17 protein-coding genes are annotated in these 15,475 nt (G+C 68.5%); 16 read left to right on the top strand and 1 reads right to left on the bottom strand.

Annotated features, from left to right (window positions below; translation table 11 throughout):
- The first annotated feature begins 132 nt into the window (after window positions 1-132).
- From AC5LXK_RS15365 to AC5LXK_RS15320, 10 genes are all read left to right on the top strand, one after another.
- Window positions 133-1,257 carry an MlaE family ABC transporter permease gene (locus AC5LXK_RS15365; protein WP_493389567.1) on the top strand — a complete coding sequence of 375 codons (1,125 nt, stop codon included), beginning with the start codon at window positions 133-135 and terminating at the stop codon, window positions 1,255-1,257.
- Window positions 1,254-2,144: an ABC transporter ATP-binding protein gene (locus tag AC5LXK_RS15360; protein WP_493389566.1), complete on the top strand. Its 891-nt coding sequence runs from the start codon at window positions 1,254-1,256 to the stop codon at window positions 2,142-2,144. The genes AC5LXK_RS15365 and AC5LXK_RS15360 overlap by 4 nt, the downstream gene beginning before the upstream one ends.
- A 27-nt stretch (window positions 2,145-2,171) precedes the next feature.
- Window positions 2,172-3,101, top strand: a complete 930-nt coding sequence (locus AC5LXK_RS15355) for an MlaD family protein (protein ID WP_493389565.1) — start codon at window positions 2,172-2,174, stop codon at window positions 3,099-3,101.
- A 72-nt stretch (window positions 3,102-3,173) separates the two neighbouring features.
- Window positions 3,174-3,812, top strand: coding sequence for an ABC-type transport auxiliary lipoprotein family protein (locus AC5LXK_RS15350; RefSeq protein WP_425127632.1), 639 nt, complete (start codon window positions 3,174-3,176; stop codon window positions 3,810-3,812).
- A 19-nt stretch (window positions 3,813-3,831) separates the two neighbouring features.
- On the top strand, window positions 3,832-4,983 hold the full coding sequence (locus AC5LXK_RS15345; protein ID WP_493389564.1) for a VanZ family protein: 1,152 nt from the start codon (window positions 3,832-3,834) through the stop codon (window positions 4,981-4,983).
- 157 nt (window positions 4,984-5,140) lie between these two features.
- Window positions 5,141-5,458 carry a (2Fe-2S) ferredoxin domain-containing protein gene (locus AC5LXK_RS15340; RefSeq protein ID WP_011694422.1) on the top strand — a complete coding sequence of 106 codons (318 nt, stop codon included), beginning with the start codon at window positions 5,141-5,143 and terminating at the stop codon, window positions 5,456-5,458.
- Window positions 5,459-5,471: 13 nt separating this feature from the next.
- Complete coding sequence (locus tag AC5LXK_RS15335) at window positions 5,472-6,116, top strand: alpha/beta hydrolase (RefSeq protein WP_175885710.1); 645 nt, start codon at window positions 5,472-5,474, stop codon at window positions 6,114-6,116.
- A gap of 489 nt (window positions 6,117-6,605) precedes the next feature.
- Window positions 6,606-7,916: a D-alanyl-D-alanine carboxypeptidase family protein gene (locus AC5LXK_RS15330; protein WP_493389563.1), complete on the top strand. Its 1,311-nt coding sequence runs from the start codon at window positions 6,606-6,608 to the stop codon at window positions 7,914-7,916.
- A 48-nt stretch (window positions 7,917-7,964) separates the two neighbouring features.
- Window positions 7,965-8,891, top strand: a complete 927-nt coding sequence (locus AC5LXK_RS15325; protein WP_493389562.1) for a D-amino acid aminotransferase — start codon at window positions 7,965-7,967, stop codon at window positions 8,889-8,891.
- Window positions 8,891-9,199 (top strand): HP0495 family protein, encoded by a 309-nt coding sequence (locus tag AC5LXK_RS15320; RefSeq protein WP_174953043.1) that lies wholly within the window; start codon window positions 8,891-8,893, stop codon window positions 9,197-9,199. Before AC5LXK_RS15325 ends, AC5LXK_RS15320 begins: the two co-directional genes overlap by 1 nt.
- Here AC5LXK_RS15320 and AC5LXK_RS15315 read toward each other — a convergent pair.
- Window positions 9,183-10,172 (bottom strand): transcriptional regulator GcvA, encoded by a 990-nt coding sequence (locus AC5LXK_RS15315; protein WP_493389561.1) that lies wholly within the window; start codon window positions 10,170-10,172, stop codon window positions 9,183-9,185. The two genes, AC5LXK_RS15320 and AC5LXK_RS15315, sit on opposite strands and share 17 nt — an antisense overlap.
- A 102-nt stretch (window positions 10,173-10,274) precedes the next feature.
- Here AC5LXK_RS15315 and AC5LXK_RS15310 point away from each other — a divergent pair, with 102 nt between their 5' ends.
- The 6 genes from AC5LXK_RS15310 (at window position 10,275) to AC5LXK_RS15285 (ending at window position 15,473) form a co-directional block, all read left to right on the top strand.
- Window positions 10,275-10,601, top strand: coding sequence for a DUF2917 domain-containing protein (locus AC5LXK_RS15310; RefSeq protein ID WP_493389560.1), 327 nt, complete (start codon window positions 10,275-10,277; stop codon window positions 10,599-10,601).
- An 83-nt stretch (window positions 10,602-10,684) separates the two neighbouring features.
- A complete protein-coding gene (lipB, locus tag AC5LXK_RS15305) occupies window positions 10,685-11,431 on the top strand; it encodes a lipoyl(octanoyl) transferase LipB (protein WP_493389559.1) in 747 nt (248 codons plus the stop codon).
- Entirely contained in the window at window positions 11,424-12,416 is a 993-nt protein-coding gene (lipA, locus tag AC5LXK_RS15300; protein ID WP_107311207.1) for a lipoyl synthase, read from the top strand. The genes lipB and lipA overlap by 8 nt, the downstream gene beginning before the upstream one ends.
- A gap of 252 nt (window positions 12,417-12,668) precedes the next feature.
- Window positions 12,669-13,685, top strand: a complete 1,017-nt coding sequence (tauA, locus tag AC5LXK_RS15295; RefSeq protein ID WP_493389558.1) for a taurine ABC transporter substrate-binding protein — start codon at window positions 12,669-12,671, stop codon at window positions 13,683-13,685.
- A gap of 28 nt (window positions 13,686-13,713) precedes the next feature.
- Complete coding sequence (locus tag AC5LXK_RS15290) at window positions 13,714-14,511, top strand: taurine ABC transporter ATP-binding protein (RefSeq protein ID WP_493389557.1); 798 nt, start codon at window positions 13,714-13,716, stop codon at window positions 14,509-14,511.
- Complete coding sequence (locus AC5LXK_RS15285) at window positions 14,511-15,473, top strand: ABC transporter permease subunit (RefSeq protein ID WP_493389556.1); 963 nt, start codon at window positions 14,511-14,513, stop codon at window positions 15,471-15,473. Before AC5LXK_RS15290 ends, AC5LXK_RS15285 begins: the two co-directional genes overlap by 1 nt.
- The last annotated feature ends 2 nt before the right edge of the window (window positions 15,474-15,475 follow it).

Here is a 15,475-nt window from a genome sequence, read left to right as displayed (position 1 = left end):
CGTCGGGCGGGCCCGTGCCCGCTGCCCCGGGCCCCGCGCGCCCGGCTGCGCGCCCTCACGGAAATCCTCACGTCGCGGCGCCGGGCGGTTCGCTACAATGGCCGCTGTCATCCTTTTGCAAACAACCTGCCCTTGGACTTCGAGACTCCTCCCGGCCTGTCGGTCGACGCCGGCGGTCAGGGCCAGACGGTGCGCCTCTACGGCCAGTGGACCGCGCTCGCGCTCGCGCGCAATCGCGGTGCAGTCGCACGCCGCATCGCGAGCATCGCGACCGGGCGCGTGAGCGAATGGGATCTGTCCGGCATCGAGCGGCTCGACCACGTCGGCGGCCAGGCGCTGTGGCGCGTGTGGGGCCGCAAGCTGCCGGCCGGCGTCGCGTTGAGCGCCACGCAGCGCACGATCTTCGAGCGCATCGAACGGCTCGACAGCGAGCGCGAGGCGCCCGAGCGCGTGGTGCGCGTCGATCCCGTCACGCGGCTCGGCCAGGCGATCTTCGCGTTCGGCGAACACCTGAAGGGCGGCATCGCACTGTTCGGCCTCGTGATCCTGGATGCGCTGTCGGTGCTGCGCCGCCCGCAGACGATGCCGTGGAAGGAAACCTCGGCGAACATCTACAGCGCCGGCGCGCAGGCGCTGCCGATCACCGCGCTCGTTGCGTTCCTGATCGGCATCGTGCTCAGCTACCTGTCCGCGCAGCAGCTGCAGATGTTCGGCGCGAACCGCTACATCGTGAACATCCTCGGGCTGTCGGTGATCCGCGAGCTCGGCCCCGTGCTGTCGGCGATCCTCGTCGCGGGCCGCTCGGGCTCGGCGATCACCGCGCAGATCGGCGTGATGCGCGTGACCGAGGAACTCGACGCGATGCGCGTGATGGGCATCCCGCACGGGCTGCGCCTGATCCTGCCGCGCGTGCTCGCGCTCGGCGTCGCGATGCCGCTGCTGGTGATGTGGACCAACATCGTCGCGCTGACGGGCGGCGCGCTTGCCGCGAAGCTGGTGCTCGGCATCGACGTCAACTATTTCGTGCGCTCGCTGCCGGGCGTCGTGCCGATCGCGAACCTGTACATCGGCGTCGGCAAGGGCGTCGTGTTCGGCATGCTGATCGCGCTGGTCGCGTGCCATTTCGGCTTCCGGATCAAGGCGAATTCCCAGAGCCTCGGCGAAGGCACGACCACGTCGGTCGTGTCGTCGATCACGGTCGTGATCCTCGCCGACGCGGTGTTCGCGATCCTGTTCCAGAACGTGGGGCTCGGATGAACGCATCGAACGACCCGATCGCGCATGCCGCGGCAACCGGCGCCGCGACGGCCGATGCCGGCGACCTCGTGATCGAGGTGCGCAACCTGACCAAGCGCTACGGGCGCAACATCATTCACCAGAAGCTCGACTTCGACGTGCGGCGCGGCGAGATCGTGGCGATCGTCGGCGGCTCGGGCTCCGGCAAGACCACGCTCGTGCGGCAGATCCTCGGCCTCGAGCGGCCGACGTCGGGCACGATCAAGGTGTTCGGCGAGGACACTGCGACGATCGACGCCGCGAGCGCGCGGATGATGCGCACGCGCTCGGGGATGCTGTTCCAGCAGGGCGCGCTGTTCTCGTCGATGACGGTGTTCGACAACGTGGCGCAGCCGCTGCGCGAGCTTGGCCGTGTGCCGCCGGACCTGCTGCACGATATCGTGATGCTGAAGCTCGAGATGGTCGGCCTGCCGTGCAAGCACGCGTCGAAGATGCCGGCCGCGCTGTCGGGCGGGATGGTGAAGCGGGTCGGCATCGCGCGCGCGATCGCGCTCGAGCCCGAGCTGCTGTTCCTCGACGAGCCGACGGCCGGCCTCGATCCGCAGGCATCGGACGAATTCGTCGAGCTGATCGCGACGCTGCACCGCACGCTCGGGCTGACCGTCGTGATGGTGACGCACGACCTCGACACGATGGTCGCGCTGTCGACGCGCGTCGCGGTGCTGGCCGACCGCAAGGTGCTGGTCGCCGCGCCGGTCGAGGAGGCCGCGAACGTCGATCATCCGTTCATCCACGAATATTTCCTGGGGCTGCGCGGGCGCCGCGCATTGCAGGCGCTGCCGCCCGAGCGGCGCGCGAAGCTGCCGAAGGCGGCCCTCGAACCGGCGCTGTCGAGCGTCGAGCTGTAGGCAAGGCAAGAAGGAAGGAACCCGCGAATGGAAAACAAATCACATGCGTTCTGGGCCGGCCTGTTCACGATCGCGTTGACGCTCGCGATCGCGGGCACCGTGTTCTGGTTCAACGTCGACCGCACCGTGCGCGTGCCGTACGACCTGCTCGCGCGCACCAACGTGACGGGGCTGTTCCCGGACGCGGCCGTGCGCTTTCGCGGGCTCGACGTCGGCAAGGTGCAGTCGATCGGCTTCGATCGCACGCATCCGGGCCAGATCCGGATCCGCATCCTCGTCGATCACGATGCGCCGATCACGCAGTCGACCTACGGCAGCCTCGGCTTCCAGGGCGTGACGGGCATCGCGTTCGTGCAGCTCGAGGATACGGGGCGCGATCTGGCGCCGCTGCCGTCGTCCGAGAAGACGATCGCGCAGATCCCGATGCGGCCGAGCCTGTTCGACCAGATCCAGGAGCGCGGCGACGTGCTGCTGCGGCAGCTCGAACTGGCCGCGAAGAGCGCGAACGCGCTGATGTCGCCTGAAATGCGCGAGCAGTTGCGCGCGACGGCCGAAAGCTTGCAGCACGCGGCCGACGGCGCCGCCACGCTGACGAAGCAGCTCGGCCCGGCTGTCGCCGCGTTGCCGGGGACGATGCGCGACGTGGATCGCACGATGGCGTCGGCGAACACGCTGCTGCAGCCGAACGGGCCGCTCGTGTCGAACCTGAACAAGGCCGGCACGGCCGCCGAGCAGGTCGGCGTCGCGCTGAACGACCTCAACGCGCGCGTGCAGTACGACACGCTGCCGCGCTTCAATGCGCTGGCCGGCAGCGTCGGCGACGCGTCGCGGCAATTGAAGGACGTTGCCGGTGAACTCGGCCGCAACCCGCGCAGTCTGTTGTTCGGTTCGCCCGGCGCGGCGCCGGGGCCCGGCGAAGCGGGCTTCGTCTGGCCGGGTGCCACGGCCGGGAAGTGACATACGGCAGCAGTTGATCGATCGTCCGGCTGCTTGTGGCCGGACCTGACGTCCATCGAAACCGGAAACATCATGCAGGAACACGCCATGCCACGAATCCTTGACCGCGCGCTGCGTCCCGCCGCGGCCGCGCTTGCCGTGCTGACGCTCGCGCTGGCGGCCGGCTGCGCCGGCAACAGCGCGGTGCTGTCCAATGTCCGCTACGACCTCGGGCCTGCGTCTTCGGTCGTGACGGCCGGTTCGGGCCCCGCGCTGAAGGTGCTCGACGTCGCCGCCCCCGACGCGCTCGACTCGGACAAGTTCGCGTACCGCCTCGCGTATGCGGATGCGCAGCACGTGGCCGTCTATCGCGACAGCCGCTGGACCGCGCCGCCCGCGCAACTGCTCACGCAGCGGCTGCGCGGCGCGCTGTCGTCGCGCGGCGCGGTGCTCGAAGGGTCCGACGGCGTGCGCGCGCCGACCCTCAAGGTCGACCTGAACGAATTCGAGCAGGTGTTCGACGGGCAGTCGCAGAGCCACGGCGCGGTGACCGCGCGCGCGACGCTGACGCTCGACGGCAAGGTGCTCGGCCAGCGCACGTTCGTCGCGCGGGCACCGTCGAGCACGCCCGACGCGGCTGGCGGCGCCCGCGCGCTCGCAACGGCGAGCGACGAACTCGTGTCGCAGATCGCCGCGTGGGTCGGCATGCAGGCGTACGCGGGCACGCCGTGACGCACACCGCGCAGCCGCGATGAACGCGACCGGCGCGCATCGCGCATCGCCGCTCGCGCGGCAGGCCTTTGCCGCCTACGCGGCGCTCATCGTCTACGCATCGCTGTATCCGTTCGAAGGCTGGGTATCGCTCGGCATCGGGCCGTTCGACTACCTGTTCGCACCGATGCAGCGCTACGTGACCGCGTTCGACGTGGTCACGAACGTGCTCGGCTACCTGCCGTTCGGCGCGCTCGGCGTGCTCGCGCTGCACCCGCGCTGGCGCGGCGTGGCCGCGACGCTGATCGCGGGCGGGCTCGGCGTGCTGCTGTCGGGATCGATGGAAGCGCTGCAGACCTACCTGCCGACGCGCGTCGCGTCGAATCTCGATCTTGGCGCGAACGCGCTCGGCGCGCTGCTGGGCGCGGCGCTCGTCGCGCCGGCCACGGGCGCGCTGCTCGACCGCGGCGCGCTGCGCCGGCTGCGCTTCGCGTGGTTCGAGGCCGACGGCGCGACGCCGCTGCTGCTCGCCGCGCTGTGGCCGTTCGCGATCCTGTTTCCGTCGCCGTTCCTGTTCGGCATTGGCGACTGGCCGGCCGCGCTGTGGGAGCGCGCCGACGCGTCGATGCAGGACGCGCTGCTCGCGTGGCTGCCGGCCGCGTGGCAGGTCAGCGAATGGCCGGAACGGGTCGACGGCTGGTTGTCCGATTCCGCGTGGGAGGCCATGCTCGGCGGGCTGATGCTGTTCGCCGCGCTCGCGATCGCGTCGCTCGCGATGCGGCCGAACGCGCCGCGCATCCGGCTGCTGATCGCGCTGGTGGCCGCCACGCTCGTGCTGAAGGCGGCCGCGACGTTCATGCAGTCGGCCACGGGCCTCGTCGTCGTGTGGGCGACGCCCGGCGCGCGGCTCGGCATCGAGCTCGGCTTCGCGGCCGCGCTCGTCGCGCTGCGCGTGCCGGCGACCTGGCGCGCGACGCTCGCGGTGCTCGCGCTGCTGGCCGGCGTGGCGCTCGTGAACCTGCTGCCGGTCAATCCGTTCTTCGATTTCACGCTGTCGGGCTGGCGGCAGGGCCGCTACGTGCACTTCAACAGCATCGCGCGCTGGCTCGCATGGATCTGGCCCTATGCTGCGCTGATCTGGCTCGGCCAGCGCGTCGAGCACGCGTGGCTGCCGGCCGCGCTGCGCCGCTGACGCGGGGCGAGCCGAAGCGGCGCGGCGGCGACCGTATCACGGGCAGCCGCGTGCGCCGGTCGCTATAATCGTCCGCATCCTCCGTTGCCGCTTCGCGCAACGGCACTCCATCGCCCCTCTTTCCGCACGGCCTCGCGCCGGGCCGCTCGTCACCATCATGGATTCCTACTACCAGCACCACGTCTTCTTCTGCCTGAACCAGCGCGAACCGGGCGCCGAGCGCCCGAGCTGCGCGCAATGTGACGCGCAGACCATGCAGGAATATGCGAAAAAGCGCGTGAAGGAACTCGGCCTCGCGGGCCCCGGCAAGGTGCGCATCAACAAGGCCGGCTGCCTCGACCGCTGCGAGGAAGGGCCGGTGATGGTCGTGTATCCGGAGGGCACGTGGTACACGTACGTCGACCAGGCCGACATCGACGAGATCGTCGAATCGCACCTGCGCGACGGCAAGGTCGTCGACCGCCTGAAGATCTGAGCGGGCCGGCCGAATGAACGTTCATACGCAGAAGTCGCTGATCGCGGGCCCGGTCGGGCAGATCGAAATCGCGGTCGACCTGCCCGACGCCGTGCGCGAAGACGGCGCCGCGCCGCGCGGCATCGCGCTCGTCGCGCACCCGCATCCGCTGTTCGGCGGCACGATGGACAACAAGGTCGCGCAAACGCTCGCGCGCACGCTCGTCCAACTGAACTACGTGGTCTACCGGTCGAACTTCCGTGGCGTCGGCGCGACCGAAGGCGTGCACGACAACGGCACCGGCGAGGCCGACGACCTGCTCGCGGTGCTCGCGCACATGCGCGCGCAGCCCGCCTATGCGGATCTGCCGCTCGTGCTCGCGGGCTTCTCGTTCGGCACCTTCGTGCTGTCGCACGTCGCGAAGCGGCTGCGCGACGCGGGCGAGACGATCGAGCGGATGGTGTTCGTCGGCACGGCCGCGAGCCGCTGGCAGGTGGCCGACGTGCCCGAGAACACGCTCGTGATCCACGGCGAAACCGACGACACGGTGCCCATCGCGTCGGTGTACGACTGGGCGCGGCCGCAGGAGCTGCCGGTCGTCGTGATCCCCGGCGCCGAGCATTTCCTCCATCGCAAGCTGCACGTGCTGAAGCGCATCATCGTCGACGCATGGCGCTGACCGGCAAGCGGCTGCCGGCGTAAGCGGCCGCCGGCGGCCCGTCCCGCGCACCGGCGCCCGGCCGGATGCGCACCCCTTCCCGACACCTCGCGCGACATCGCGCCGCATCGCGCGGCGCAACCCGACTTGCACACCGCCTGCGCGCGCCTTTCGCGCGGCTTCGAACGCGCTTGCCCGCGGCATGCCCGCGCTATGCTCCAGGAGCCGGTATGCGGCCGTCCGGCGCCCGGTTCGCGAAAACGCCGTTCGCGGCCACGTATAATGGCCGCATTCCGCGTCGCCCGCGGCCCGGCTGGGCCCATGCGGCGCTCGTTTCGCCGCCTGTCCGCCCGCTCGCGACGGCCGCGAACCGAACGCGTCCGCACGAGTCCAACCGGCGCGTTTCGCGTCGCCCGACGATTGTCGGGCGAGTGCCCGAAACGCCCGCCGCCTTGCCGTTCAACCCTGCGCGTTTCGCACCGCACTTTCTGCCATCAGCCTGAATCGATCATGCGTCTGTCTCCCCAAGGCCTCAAGTCCCTCGCTTCCTCCATCGCCTTCGGCACCGTCGCGCGCAACGTTGCGCTCGGCGTGATGCTGCCTGTCGCGCTCGCGTCGACGATCGTCGTCGCCGAGGCGAAGCCGGCCGCCAAGGCCAAGGCCGCGCATGCGGCGCCGGCCGCCGAGCAGTTCACCGGCGCGCCCGCGACCTACATGCCGGGTGCGGTGCCGCCGCCGGGCGTGAATGCGCGCTCGTGGGTGCTCGTCGATGCGAGCAGCAACACGGTGCTCGCGTCGGGCAATGCGGACGAACGCGTCGAGCCGGCATCGCTGACGAAGCTGATGACCGCGTACCTCGTGTTCGAGGCGCTCGACAAGAAGAAGATCTCGATGGAGCAGATCGTCACGCCGAGCGACGCGGTGCGCCGCGTCGGCCGCGACGAGTCGCGCATGTTCATCGAGGCGAACAAGCCGGTGTCCGTGCATGACCTCGTGTACGGGATGATCATCCAGTCGGGCAACGATGCGGCGATCGCGCTGGCCGAACTCGTCGGCGGCAGCGAAGGGCAGTTCGTCACGATGATGAACGACGAGGCGGCGCGCCTCGGCATGAAGGGCACGCACTTCGCCGACGTGAACGGCATGCCCGACCCGAACCACTACACGACGGCCGGCGACCTCGCGAGGCTGTCGGCGCACCTGATCCGCGATTTTCCGCAGTACTACAGCATCTTCTCGGAGAAGGAATTCAAGTACAACAACATCCGCCAGGGCAACCGCAACCGTCTGCTGTGGCTCGACCCGACGGTCGACGGCCTGAAGACCGGCCATACGCAGGCGGCCGGTTACTGCCTGATCGCGTCGGCGAAGCGCCCGATCCCGGGCGTCGACGGCCAGCGCCGCCTGGTGTCGGTGATGATGGGCGAGCAGAAGGAAGGCGAGCGCACGCAGGACAGCATGAAGATGCTGAACTACGGCTACAGCGCGTTCGATTCGGTGCGCCTGTTCAAGGGCGGCCAGGCGATCTCGACGCCGCGCATCTACAAGGGCAAGGAAAACACCGTGCAGGTCGGCGTGAAGGGCGACCAGTGGGCGACCGTGCCGCGCGGCCTCGGCGACAAGGTCAAGACCGAAGTCGACATCAACGCGCCGCTGATCGCGCCGCTCGCGGAAGGCCAGCAGGTCGGCACCGTGAAGATCGTCACCGACGGCAAGACGCTGTCCGAATTCCCGGTCGTCGCGCTGCAGGCCGTGCCGGAAGCGGGTATCTTCGGCCGTATCTGGGATTCGATCCTGCTGATGTTCAGCAAGAAGAAGTAAGCACGACGGGCCTTTGTTTTCACGACTTCATCCCCATCTGTCATAGCTATGAGCCAAGCCGAATTCGAACCGATCGTCTACCTCAGCGTCTCGTCGCAGGAGGAACTGGTGCCGCTGTCCGAAGCCCGTGTCCCGGTGCTCGACCGCGGGTTCATCTTCGGCGACGGCGTGTATGAAGTCGTCCCCGTTTATGCGCACGACGGCGCGCACGTGCCGTTCCGGATCGAACAGCATCTGGAGCGGCTCGCGCGCAGCCTGAAGAAGATCGGCATCGACAACCCGCACGATGCGGCCGGCTGGCGTGCGCTGATCGAGCGCGTGGTCGCGGCGAACGCCGAAGGCCTCGGCGACGGCAACGCGCTCGTCTACCTGCAGGTGACGCGCGGTGTCGCGAAGCGCGGCCACGCGTTCCCGGCGAACGCGGTGCCGACGGTGTTCGCGATGGCGAGCCCGCTGCGCCTGCCGCCGGAAGAGGAGCGCGCGAAGGGCGTGCGCTGCGTGACGGCCGAGGATCGTCGCTGGCTGCATTGCGACATCAAGTCGATCTCGCTGCTCGGCAACGTGCTGATGGCCCAGCATGCGGCCGAACGCGATGCGTTCGAGACGCTGCAGCTGCGCGACGGCAACCTCACCGAAGGTTCGTCGTCGAACGTGTGGATCGTGAAGAACGGCGAGCTGATCGCACCGCCGCGCAGCAACAAGATCCTCGAGGGGATTCGCTACGCGCTGGTCGAGCAGCTGGCCGACGAATGCAATATCCCGTTCGTCGCGCGCGAGATCAGCGAAGTGGAGCTGCGTGCCGCCGACGAGATCATGATCACGTCGGCCACGAAGGAAATTCTGCCTGTCACGTCGCTCGACGACCTGCCCGTGCAGGGTGGCAAGCCGGGCCCCGTGTTCGCGGCGTTGTATGACGCGTACCAGCGTGCGAAGGCACGCGAGTTTGAACAGTTTGACCTAACCCGGAGAAAATGATGAGCGAACCGACCAAAACCATCGAGGTCACCGGCGCGATCGATACCCGGAAGGAGTCGCTGCTGGAGTTCCCGTGCGATTTCCCGATCAAGATCATGGGCAAGGCGCACCCCGAGTTCAGGGACACGATCTTCAAGGTCGTCGCCGTTCACGACAACGAGATCGATGTCGAGAAGATCGAGGAGCGCGCGTCGAGCGGCGGCAATTACACGGGCCTCACGATCACCGTGCGCGCGACGAGCCAGGAACAGCTCGACAACATCTACCGCGCACTGACCGGCCATCCGATGGTCAAGGTCGTCCTCTGAGCGCGGTCTTCCATCCGCCTTCCAGCGCGCACTCGGCGGGGGTCTTCCCCGCCGCGCGCCGCGCGTCCAGTTCGTCACACAGCCGCTGATATTCGTCGACCTGCTCGAACAGCCAGGTCCTGAATGCCTGCACGCGCGGCGTGCCCAGGAGCGGTGGCGGACACACGAAAAAATAGTGCCACGGGCTCTGCCCGTCGATGTCGAACAGGCGCACGATGCGCCCGTCGAGCAGGTCGTGCACCGCGAGCGAGCGGCGCACCAGCGCGATGCCCTGGCCGTCGATCGCGGCCAGCAGCAGGTTCGACGAATCCTGGTACAGCACCCCCCGTTTCGGCTCGGTCAGCGTATCGAGCCCGGCCGCGTCGAACCACGGCCGCCACAGCTCGTCGTCCGAGCGCAGCAGGTTGTAGTGCACGAGATCGGCGGGCGTCTGCGGCAGCTTGCCGCCGTTCAGCGTCGGCGCGCACGCCGGAAAGAACACCTCCTCGAACAGCGGCTCGACGTGCAGCCCCGGATAGCTGCCGGAGCCGAAGCGGATCGCGAGGTCGACGTCGTCGCGCGCGAAATCGGTGAGCGAATTGGTCGACTGCAGCTCGACGTCGATTTCCGGGTGCCGCTCGATGAACGTGCCGATGCGCGGCGTGATGAAGCGCGCCGCGAACGACGACAGCATCGACACCACGAGCCGCCGGTCGCGGTCGCTCGAGCGCACCTCGCGTGTCGCGTCGGCGATCACCATCAGCGCGGTACGGATCTGCTGCGCGTAGCGCATGCCGGCGTCGGTCAGGCACAGCCGCTTGCCGTTGCGCGTGAACAGCTGCACGCCGAGCTCTTCCTCGAGCGCGCGAACCTGGTGGCTGACCGCGCCGTGCGTGACGAACAGCTCGTCGGCGGCGCGCGAGAAATTCTCGTGACGGGCAGCGGCTTCGAACGCGCGAACCGCGTTCAGCGCAGGTAGCTGGCGGAGGTCCATTTGCTAATTTTCCTCACATCGACGTGAAAATTGGTCGTTTTGTCGGACGCCTTGAAATGACTACGATTGTAGCCATCGAAGCACTTATTGGCGGAGTCGATCATGCAAGAAATTTCCTCAAGCATCACCTTCGAAATCCCCGCGGGCGAAACCGTGCCGATGAAGGTGCAACGCAGCACGCGGCTGATCGTTCAATGTGGGCCGGTCTGGGCGACGCGCAGCAACGACGTCGACGACTACTTCCTGGCCGACGGCGAGACGCTGAAGCTGCGTCGCGGCGAGCGGCTGTGGCTCAGCGCGGAAGGCCGCGAGGGCGCGCATGTCGCATTCTCGGTGTCGCGGCCGCCCCGGGAAGTGGCGCTCGGCGGGCTGGCACGGCTGCGCGAACGCGTGACCGCGCTGATTCATGACGGCTGGCGCACGGTCTGACCATCATTTCCTCCGACGGATACTGACCATCCGTCCCCTTCCACGGCCGGCGAGACGCACGGGTTTTCGGTAAACTACCGCCCATGTCCGTTTCGCCGGTTTCCATCGTGTCCACGCCTGTCGCCGTTCCCGCATCGCCCGCCGAATCGCCGGCCCAGCCGGTCACCGTGCGCTGGCGGGGCCTCGAGGCCTACGAGACGAGCTTCGACGCGATGCGTGCGTTCACCGACACGCGCACGACCGACACCGGCGACGAGATCTGGGTGGTCGAACATCCGCCCGTCTACACGCTCGGCCAGGCCGGCGACCCGGCCCACCTGCTGGTGGCCGACAGCGGCGTGCCGCTCGTGAAGGTCGATCGCGGCGGACAGATCACCTACCACGGCCCCGGCCAGATCGTCGTCTACCTGCTGCTGGACCTGCGCCGGCGCAAGCTGATGGTGCGCACGCTCGTGACGAAGATCGAGGAGGCCGTGATCGAAACCCTCGCGGCGTATAATCTCGCTTCGGTCCGCAAGGCGGGCGCGCCCGGGATCTACGTGGCGTCCGGCGTGCACGAGGGCGCGAAAATCGCGGCCCTCGGCCTGAAGATCCGCAACGGCTGCAGCTATCACGGGCTGAGCCTGAACGTGAAGATGGATCTGCGCCCGTTTCTTGCGATCAACCCGTGCGGCTATGCCGGACTGGAAACTGTCGACATGGCGAGCCTCGAGGTTGCCGCCGACTGGAACGACGTCGCCCACACGCTGGTGCACCGTCTGATCGCCAACCTCGACGGCGCATCCGCGGCCGCCGACAAGCCGCAGGCACTGGAACAATCGAATGACTGACGTTACCGCTTCTCCCGCACCGGCCGATTCGGCCGCGACCGCTGCCTACGATCCGACCGCCAAGCAGAAGGCGCAGGCGAAGACGGCGCGCATCCCGATCAAGGTCATTCCGATCGAGAAGCTGAAGAAGCCCGAGTGGATCCGCGTGAAGGCGGCCACCGGCAGCTCGCGCTTCAACGAGATCAAGACGATCCTGCGCGAGCACAACCTGCACACCGTGTGCGAGGAAGCGAGCTGCCCGAACATCGGCGAATGCTTCGGCAAGGGCACCGCGACGTTCATGATCATGGGCGACAAGTGCACGCGCCGCTGCCCGTTCTGCGACGTCGGCCACGGCCGTCCCGATCCGCTCGACGCCGATGAGCCGAAGAACCTCGCGCGCACGATCGCCGCGCTGAAGCTCAAGTACGTGGTGATCACGAGCGTCGACCGCGACGACCTGCGCGACGGTGGCGCCGCCCACTTCGTTGAGTGCATCCGCGAAGTGCGCGAGCAGTCGCCGGACACGCGCATCGAGATCCTGACGCCGGACTTCCGCGGCCGTCTCGACCGCGCGATCTCGATCCTGAACGCCGCGCCGCCCGACGTGATGAACCACAACCTCGAAACGGTGCCGCGCCTGTACAAGGAAGCGCGTCCGGGTTCGGACTACGCGCACTCGCTGAAGCTGCTGAAGGACTTCAAGGCGCTGCACCCGGACGTCGCGACGAAGTCGGGCCTGATGGTCGGCCTCGGCGAGACGGAAGAGGAAATCCTGCAGGTGATGCGCGACCTGCGCGCGCACGACGTCGACATGCTGACGATCGGCCAGTACCTGCAGCCGTCCGAGCACCACCTGCCGGTGCGTGCGTACGTGCATCCGGATACGTTCAAGATGTACGAGGAAGAAGCGTACAAGATGGGCTTCACGCACGCGGCCGTCGGCGCGATGGTGCGTTCGAGCTATCACGCCGATCTGCAGGCGCACGGCGCCGGCGTGGTCTGAGCGTCGCGATCCCGCTGCTGTCCCATGCAGTCGAAAAAAGCCCGCAGCGATGCGGGCTTTTTTGTTGGTGCGTCGGCCATCCGCGCCGCGGCATGACAATCGCCACCCGACCGGACGCGCAATCCGGTCGAACGTGGAAAGCAAAGCTGAAACGGCATCGATAGCTTCGCAGGATAAGTTGGCTCCCGCCGTGCGCAAAGCTCCTATAGTCGGCTCTCCCGCAGCAATGCCCGCATTCCGAAGGAGAGCCGCATGTCCCGTTTCAGCTTCATCCGCCGCGCCGTCGTCGCGCTGACCGCCTTTGCCGCGCTCGGCGCGGCGCACGCCGAATCGCGCGAAGTCGTGATCGCGTACCAGGACATGGTCGTGCCGTGGCGTTACGCGCAGGCGAGCGGTGAAGTCGAAAAGGCGACCGGCTACAAGGTCACGTTCCGCAAGCTCGACAGCGGCGCCGACGTGATTCGCGCGCTTGCATCGGGCTCCGTGCAGCTCGGCGAAGCCGGGTCGAGCCCGATCGCGGCCGGCCTGTCGCAGGGGCTCGACATCTCGCTGTTCTGGGTGCTCGACAATATCAACGATGCCGAGGCGCTCGTCGCGCGCAACGGCTCGGGCGTGACGAGCGTCGCCGCGCTGAAGGGCAAGAAGATCGGCGTGCCGTTCGTGTCGACGTCGCATTTCCATACGCTCGTCGCGCTGCAGGCCGCGGGCGTCAATCCGAACGACGTGAAGATCGTGAACCTGCGTCCGCCCGAAGTCGCGGCGGCATGGGCGCGCGGCGACATCGACGCGACCTACATCTGGGATCCGGTGCTCGCGAAGGTCAAGCAGTCGGGCACCGTGCTGACGACGTCGGGCCAGGTTGCGAAAGAAAGTGGCAAGGCGACCTTCGACGGCTTCGTCGTGAGCCGCAAGTTCGCTCGCGACAACCCCGAGTTCGTCACGCGTTTCGTAAAGGTGCTCGCGGCCGCCGATGCCGACTACCGCGCGCATGCGGCGGCGTGGAAGGTCGGCTCGCCGCAGGTCGCCGCGGTGGCGAAGGTGTCGGGCGCGAACGCGCAGGACGTGCCGGCCAGCCTCGCGCTCTACGCATTCCCGACGGCGGCCGAACAAGCGTCGCCGACGTGGCTCGGCGGCGGCGCGCAATCGGGCGCCGCGAAGTCGCTCGCGGCCACGGCCACGTTCCTCAAATCGCAGGGCACGATCCAGACGGTGCTGTCCGACTATTCGGCCGGCGTCGATCCGCAGTTCGTGCAGAAGGCCGCGCGCTGAGCGCGGCGATCATCGCGGAGTCCTGAGCATGAGCACGCTGGAAGTCCGTCAGGTATCGGTCGCCTATCCGGGCGAGCGCGGCAGGCCGACGACGCAGGCGCTCGCGCGCGTCGACCTGCGCATCGATGCCGGTGAATTCGTCGTCGCGCTTGGCGCATCCGGGTGCGGGAAGACGACGCTCCTGAACTGCATGGCCGGCTTCGTCGCGCCGACGACGGGCGACGTGCGCGTCGACGGCGTGCCGGTCACGGGCCCCGGCGCCGATCGCGGCGTCGTGTTCCAGAAATACGCGCTGCTGCCGTGGCTCGACGTGCTCGACAACGTCGCGCTCGGGCTGCGCTTCGCGCGCGTGTCGAAGGCCGAGCGCGAGGCGCGGGCGCGGCAGATGCTCGCGCTCGTCGGGCTCGACAACCATGCGCATGCACGCGTGTACGAGTTGTCGGGCGGGATGCAGCAGCGCGTCGGCATCGCGCGTGCGCTCGCGAGCGACCCGCGCGTACTGCTGATGGACGAGCCGATGGGCGCGCTCGACGCGATGACGCGCGGCACGATGCAGGCGCTCGTGCTCGACGTGTGGGCACGCACCGGCAAGACGGTGTTCTTCATCACGCACGACGTCGAGGAGGCGCTGTTCCTCGCGACGCGTCTCGTCGTGATGACGCCGGGCCCCGGCCGCATCGCGGAAACCTTCGAGCTGCCGTTCGCGCGCCGCTACGTCGAATCGCGCGATGCGCGTGCGGTGAAATCGTCACCGGACTTCATCGCGTGGCGCGAGCGGCTGATCACCTACCTGCATCGCGACGAGGCGGTTGCGGAGCCTGCGTGATGAGTGAACTCGCGCGGCACGGCGTGGCCGTCGGGCGCGGCCGGAACAGTACTTTGCACAGGCAGGACAGCATGAGCACACAGGATTCGTGGACGGCAGACCGAGCGGCCGCAGGTTTCGAACAGGGCGATCGCACGCGGCCTCGGGCCGAGGCGCGTCGTGCGCCTTCGTCGCGTCGTTACCGGCTGCCGGGCGAAGGGAAGACCGCAGGGTTGAGCGTCGCGACGATCGCGGTGCTGGCTGCGCTGTGGTGGGTCGCGACGCACCGGCAATGGCTGCCGCCGCTGTTCCTGCCCTCGCCGGAAGCCGTGTGGGCGGCCTTCGTCGATGCGTGGCATGGCCGGATCCAGGGCGGGCTGCCGCTGTCCGAACATCTGCTGTGGAGTGCGGCGCGCGTATTCGGCGCGTTCCTGCTGGCGACCGCGATCGGCGTACCGGCCGGCATCCTGATGGGCGTGAGCCGCGTCGCACGCGGCGTGCTCGATCCGCTGCTGGAGTTCTACCGGCCGCTGCCGCCGCTCGCGTATCTGCCGCTCGTCGTGATCTGGTTCGGCATCGACGAAACGGCGAAGCTCGTCGTGATTTTCCTCGCGTGCTTCGCGCCGATCGCGATGGCCGCGCGCGCCGGCGTGCGTGCGGCGACGGTCGAGCAGATCAACGCCGCTTATTCGCTCGGCGGCAGCTTCGCGCAGATCGTGCGCCACGTGGTGCTGCCGGCCGCGCTGCCGGAGATCCTGACGGGGCTGCGGATCGCGATCGGCTTCGGCTGGACGACACTCGTCGCGGCCGAGATGGTCGCGGCGACGGCCGGGCTCGGGCAGATGGTGCTCAACGCGTCGAGCTTCCTGCGCACCGACATCGTCGTGATGGGGATCCTGATCATCGGCGCGATCGCGTGGCTGTTCGACCTCGCGATGCGGTGGGTCGAGCGGCGGATCGTGCCGTGGAAGGGGCGAGGCTGAGT

Source organism: Burkholderia pulmonis (genome assembly GCF_984667975.1).
Note: the sequence above shows the minus strand (reverse complement) of the source record. Positions and strands in the feature narration are given on the sequence as shown.

What these genes read in the sequence shown, in the direction of transcription:
- AC5LXK_RS15290 (WP_493389557.1), top strand. Translation starts at nt 13,714, where the DNA reads ATGAGCACGCTGGAAGTCCGTCAGGTATCGGTCGCCTATCCGGGCGAG.
- AC5LXK_RS15335 (WP_175885710.1), top strand. Translation starts at nt 5,472, where the DNA reads ATGAACGTTCATACGCAGAAGTCGCTGATCGCGGGCCCGGTCGGGCAG.
- AC5LXK_RS15310 (WP_493389560.1), top strand. Translation starts at nt 10,275, where the DNA reads ATGCAAGAAATTTCCTCAAGCATCACCTTCGAAATCCCCGCGGGCGAA.
- tauA (WP_493389558.1), top strand. Translation starts at nt 12,669, where the DNA reads ATGTCCCGTTTCAGCTTCATCCGCCGCGCCGTCGTCGCGCTGACCGCC.
- AC5LXK_RS15345 (WP_493389564.1), top strand. Translation starts at nt 3,832, where the DNA reads ATGAACGCGACCGGCGCGCATCGCGCATCGCCGCTCGCGCGGCAGGCC.
- AC5LXK_RS15315 (WP_493389561.1), bottom strand. Translation starts at nt 10,172, where the DNA reads ATGGACCTCCGCCAGCTACCTGCGCTGAACGCGGTTCGCGCGTTCGAA.
- AC5LXK_RS15355 (WP_493389565.1), top strand. Translation starts at nt 2,172, where the DNA reads ATGGAAAACAAATCACATGCGTTCTGGGCCGGCCTGTTCACGATCGCG.
- AC5LXK_RS15350 (WP_425127632.1), top strand. Translation starts at nt 3,174, where the DNA reads ATGCAGGAACACGCCATGCCACGAATCCTTGACCGCGCGCTGCGTCCC.
- AC5LXK_RS15330 (WP_493389563.1), top strand. Translation starts at nt 6,606, where the DNA reads ATGCGTCTGTCTCCCCAAGGCCTCAAGTCCCTCGCTTCCTCCATCGCC.
- lipB (WP_493389559.1), top strand. Translation starts at nt 10,685, where the DNA reads ATGTCCGTTTCGCCGGTTTCCATCGTGTCCACGCCTGTCGCCGTTCCC.
- lipA (WP_107311207.1), top strand. Translation starts at nt 11,424, where the DNA reads ATGACTGACGTTACCGCTTCTCCCGCACCGGCCGATTCGGCCGCGACC.
- AC5LXK_RS15325 (WP_493389562.1), top strand. Translation starts at nt 7,965, where the DNA reads ATGAGCCAAGCCGAATTCGAACCGATCGTCTACCTCAGCGTCTCGTCG.
- AC5LXK_RS15360 (WP_493389566.1), top strand. Translation starts at nt 1,254, where the DNA reads ATGAACGCATCGAACGACCCGATCGCGCATGCCGCGGCAACCGGCGCC.
- AC5LXK_RS15285 (WP_493389556.1), top strand. Translation starts at nt 14,511, where the DNA reads ATGAGTGAACTCGCGCGGCACGGCGTGGCCGTCGGGCGCGGCCGGAAC.
- AC5LXK_RS15340 (WP_011694422.1), top strand. Translation starts at nt 5,141, where the DNA reads ATGGATTCCTACTACCAGCACCACGTCTTCTTCTGCCTGAACCAGCGC.
- AC5LXK_RS15320 (WP_174953043.1), top strand. Translation starts at nt 8,891, where the DNA reads ATGAGCGAACCGACCAAAACCATCGAGGTCACCGGCGCGATCGATACC.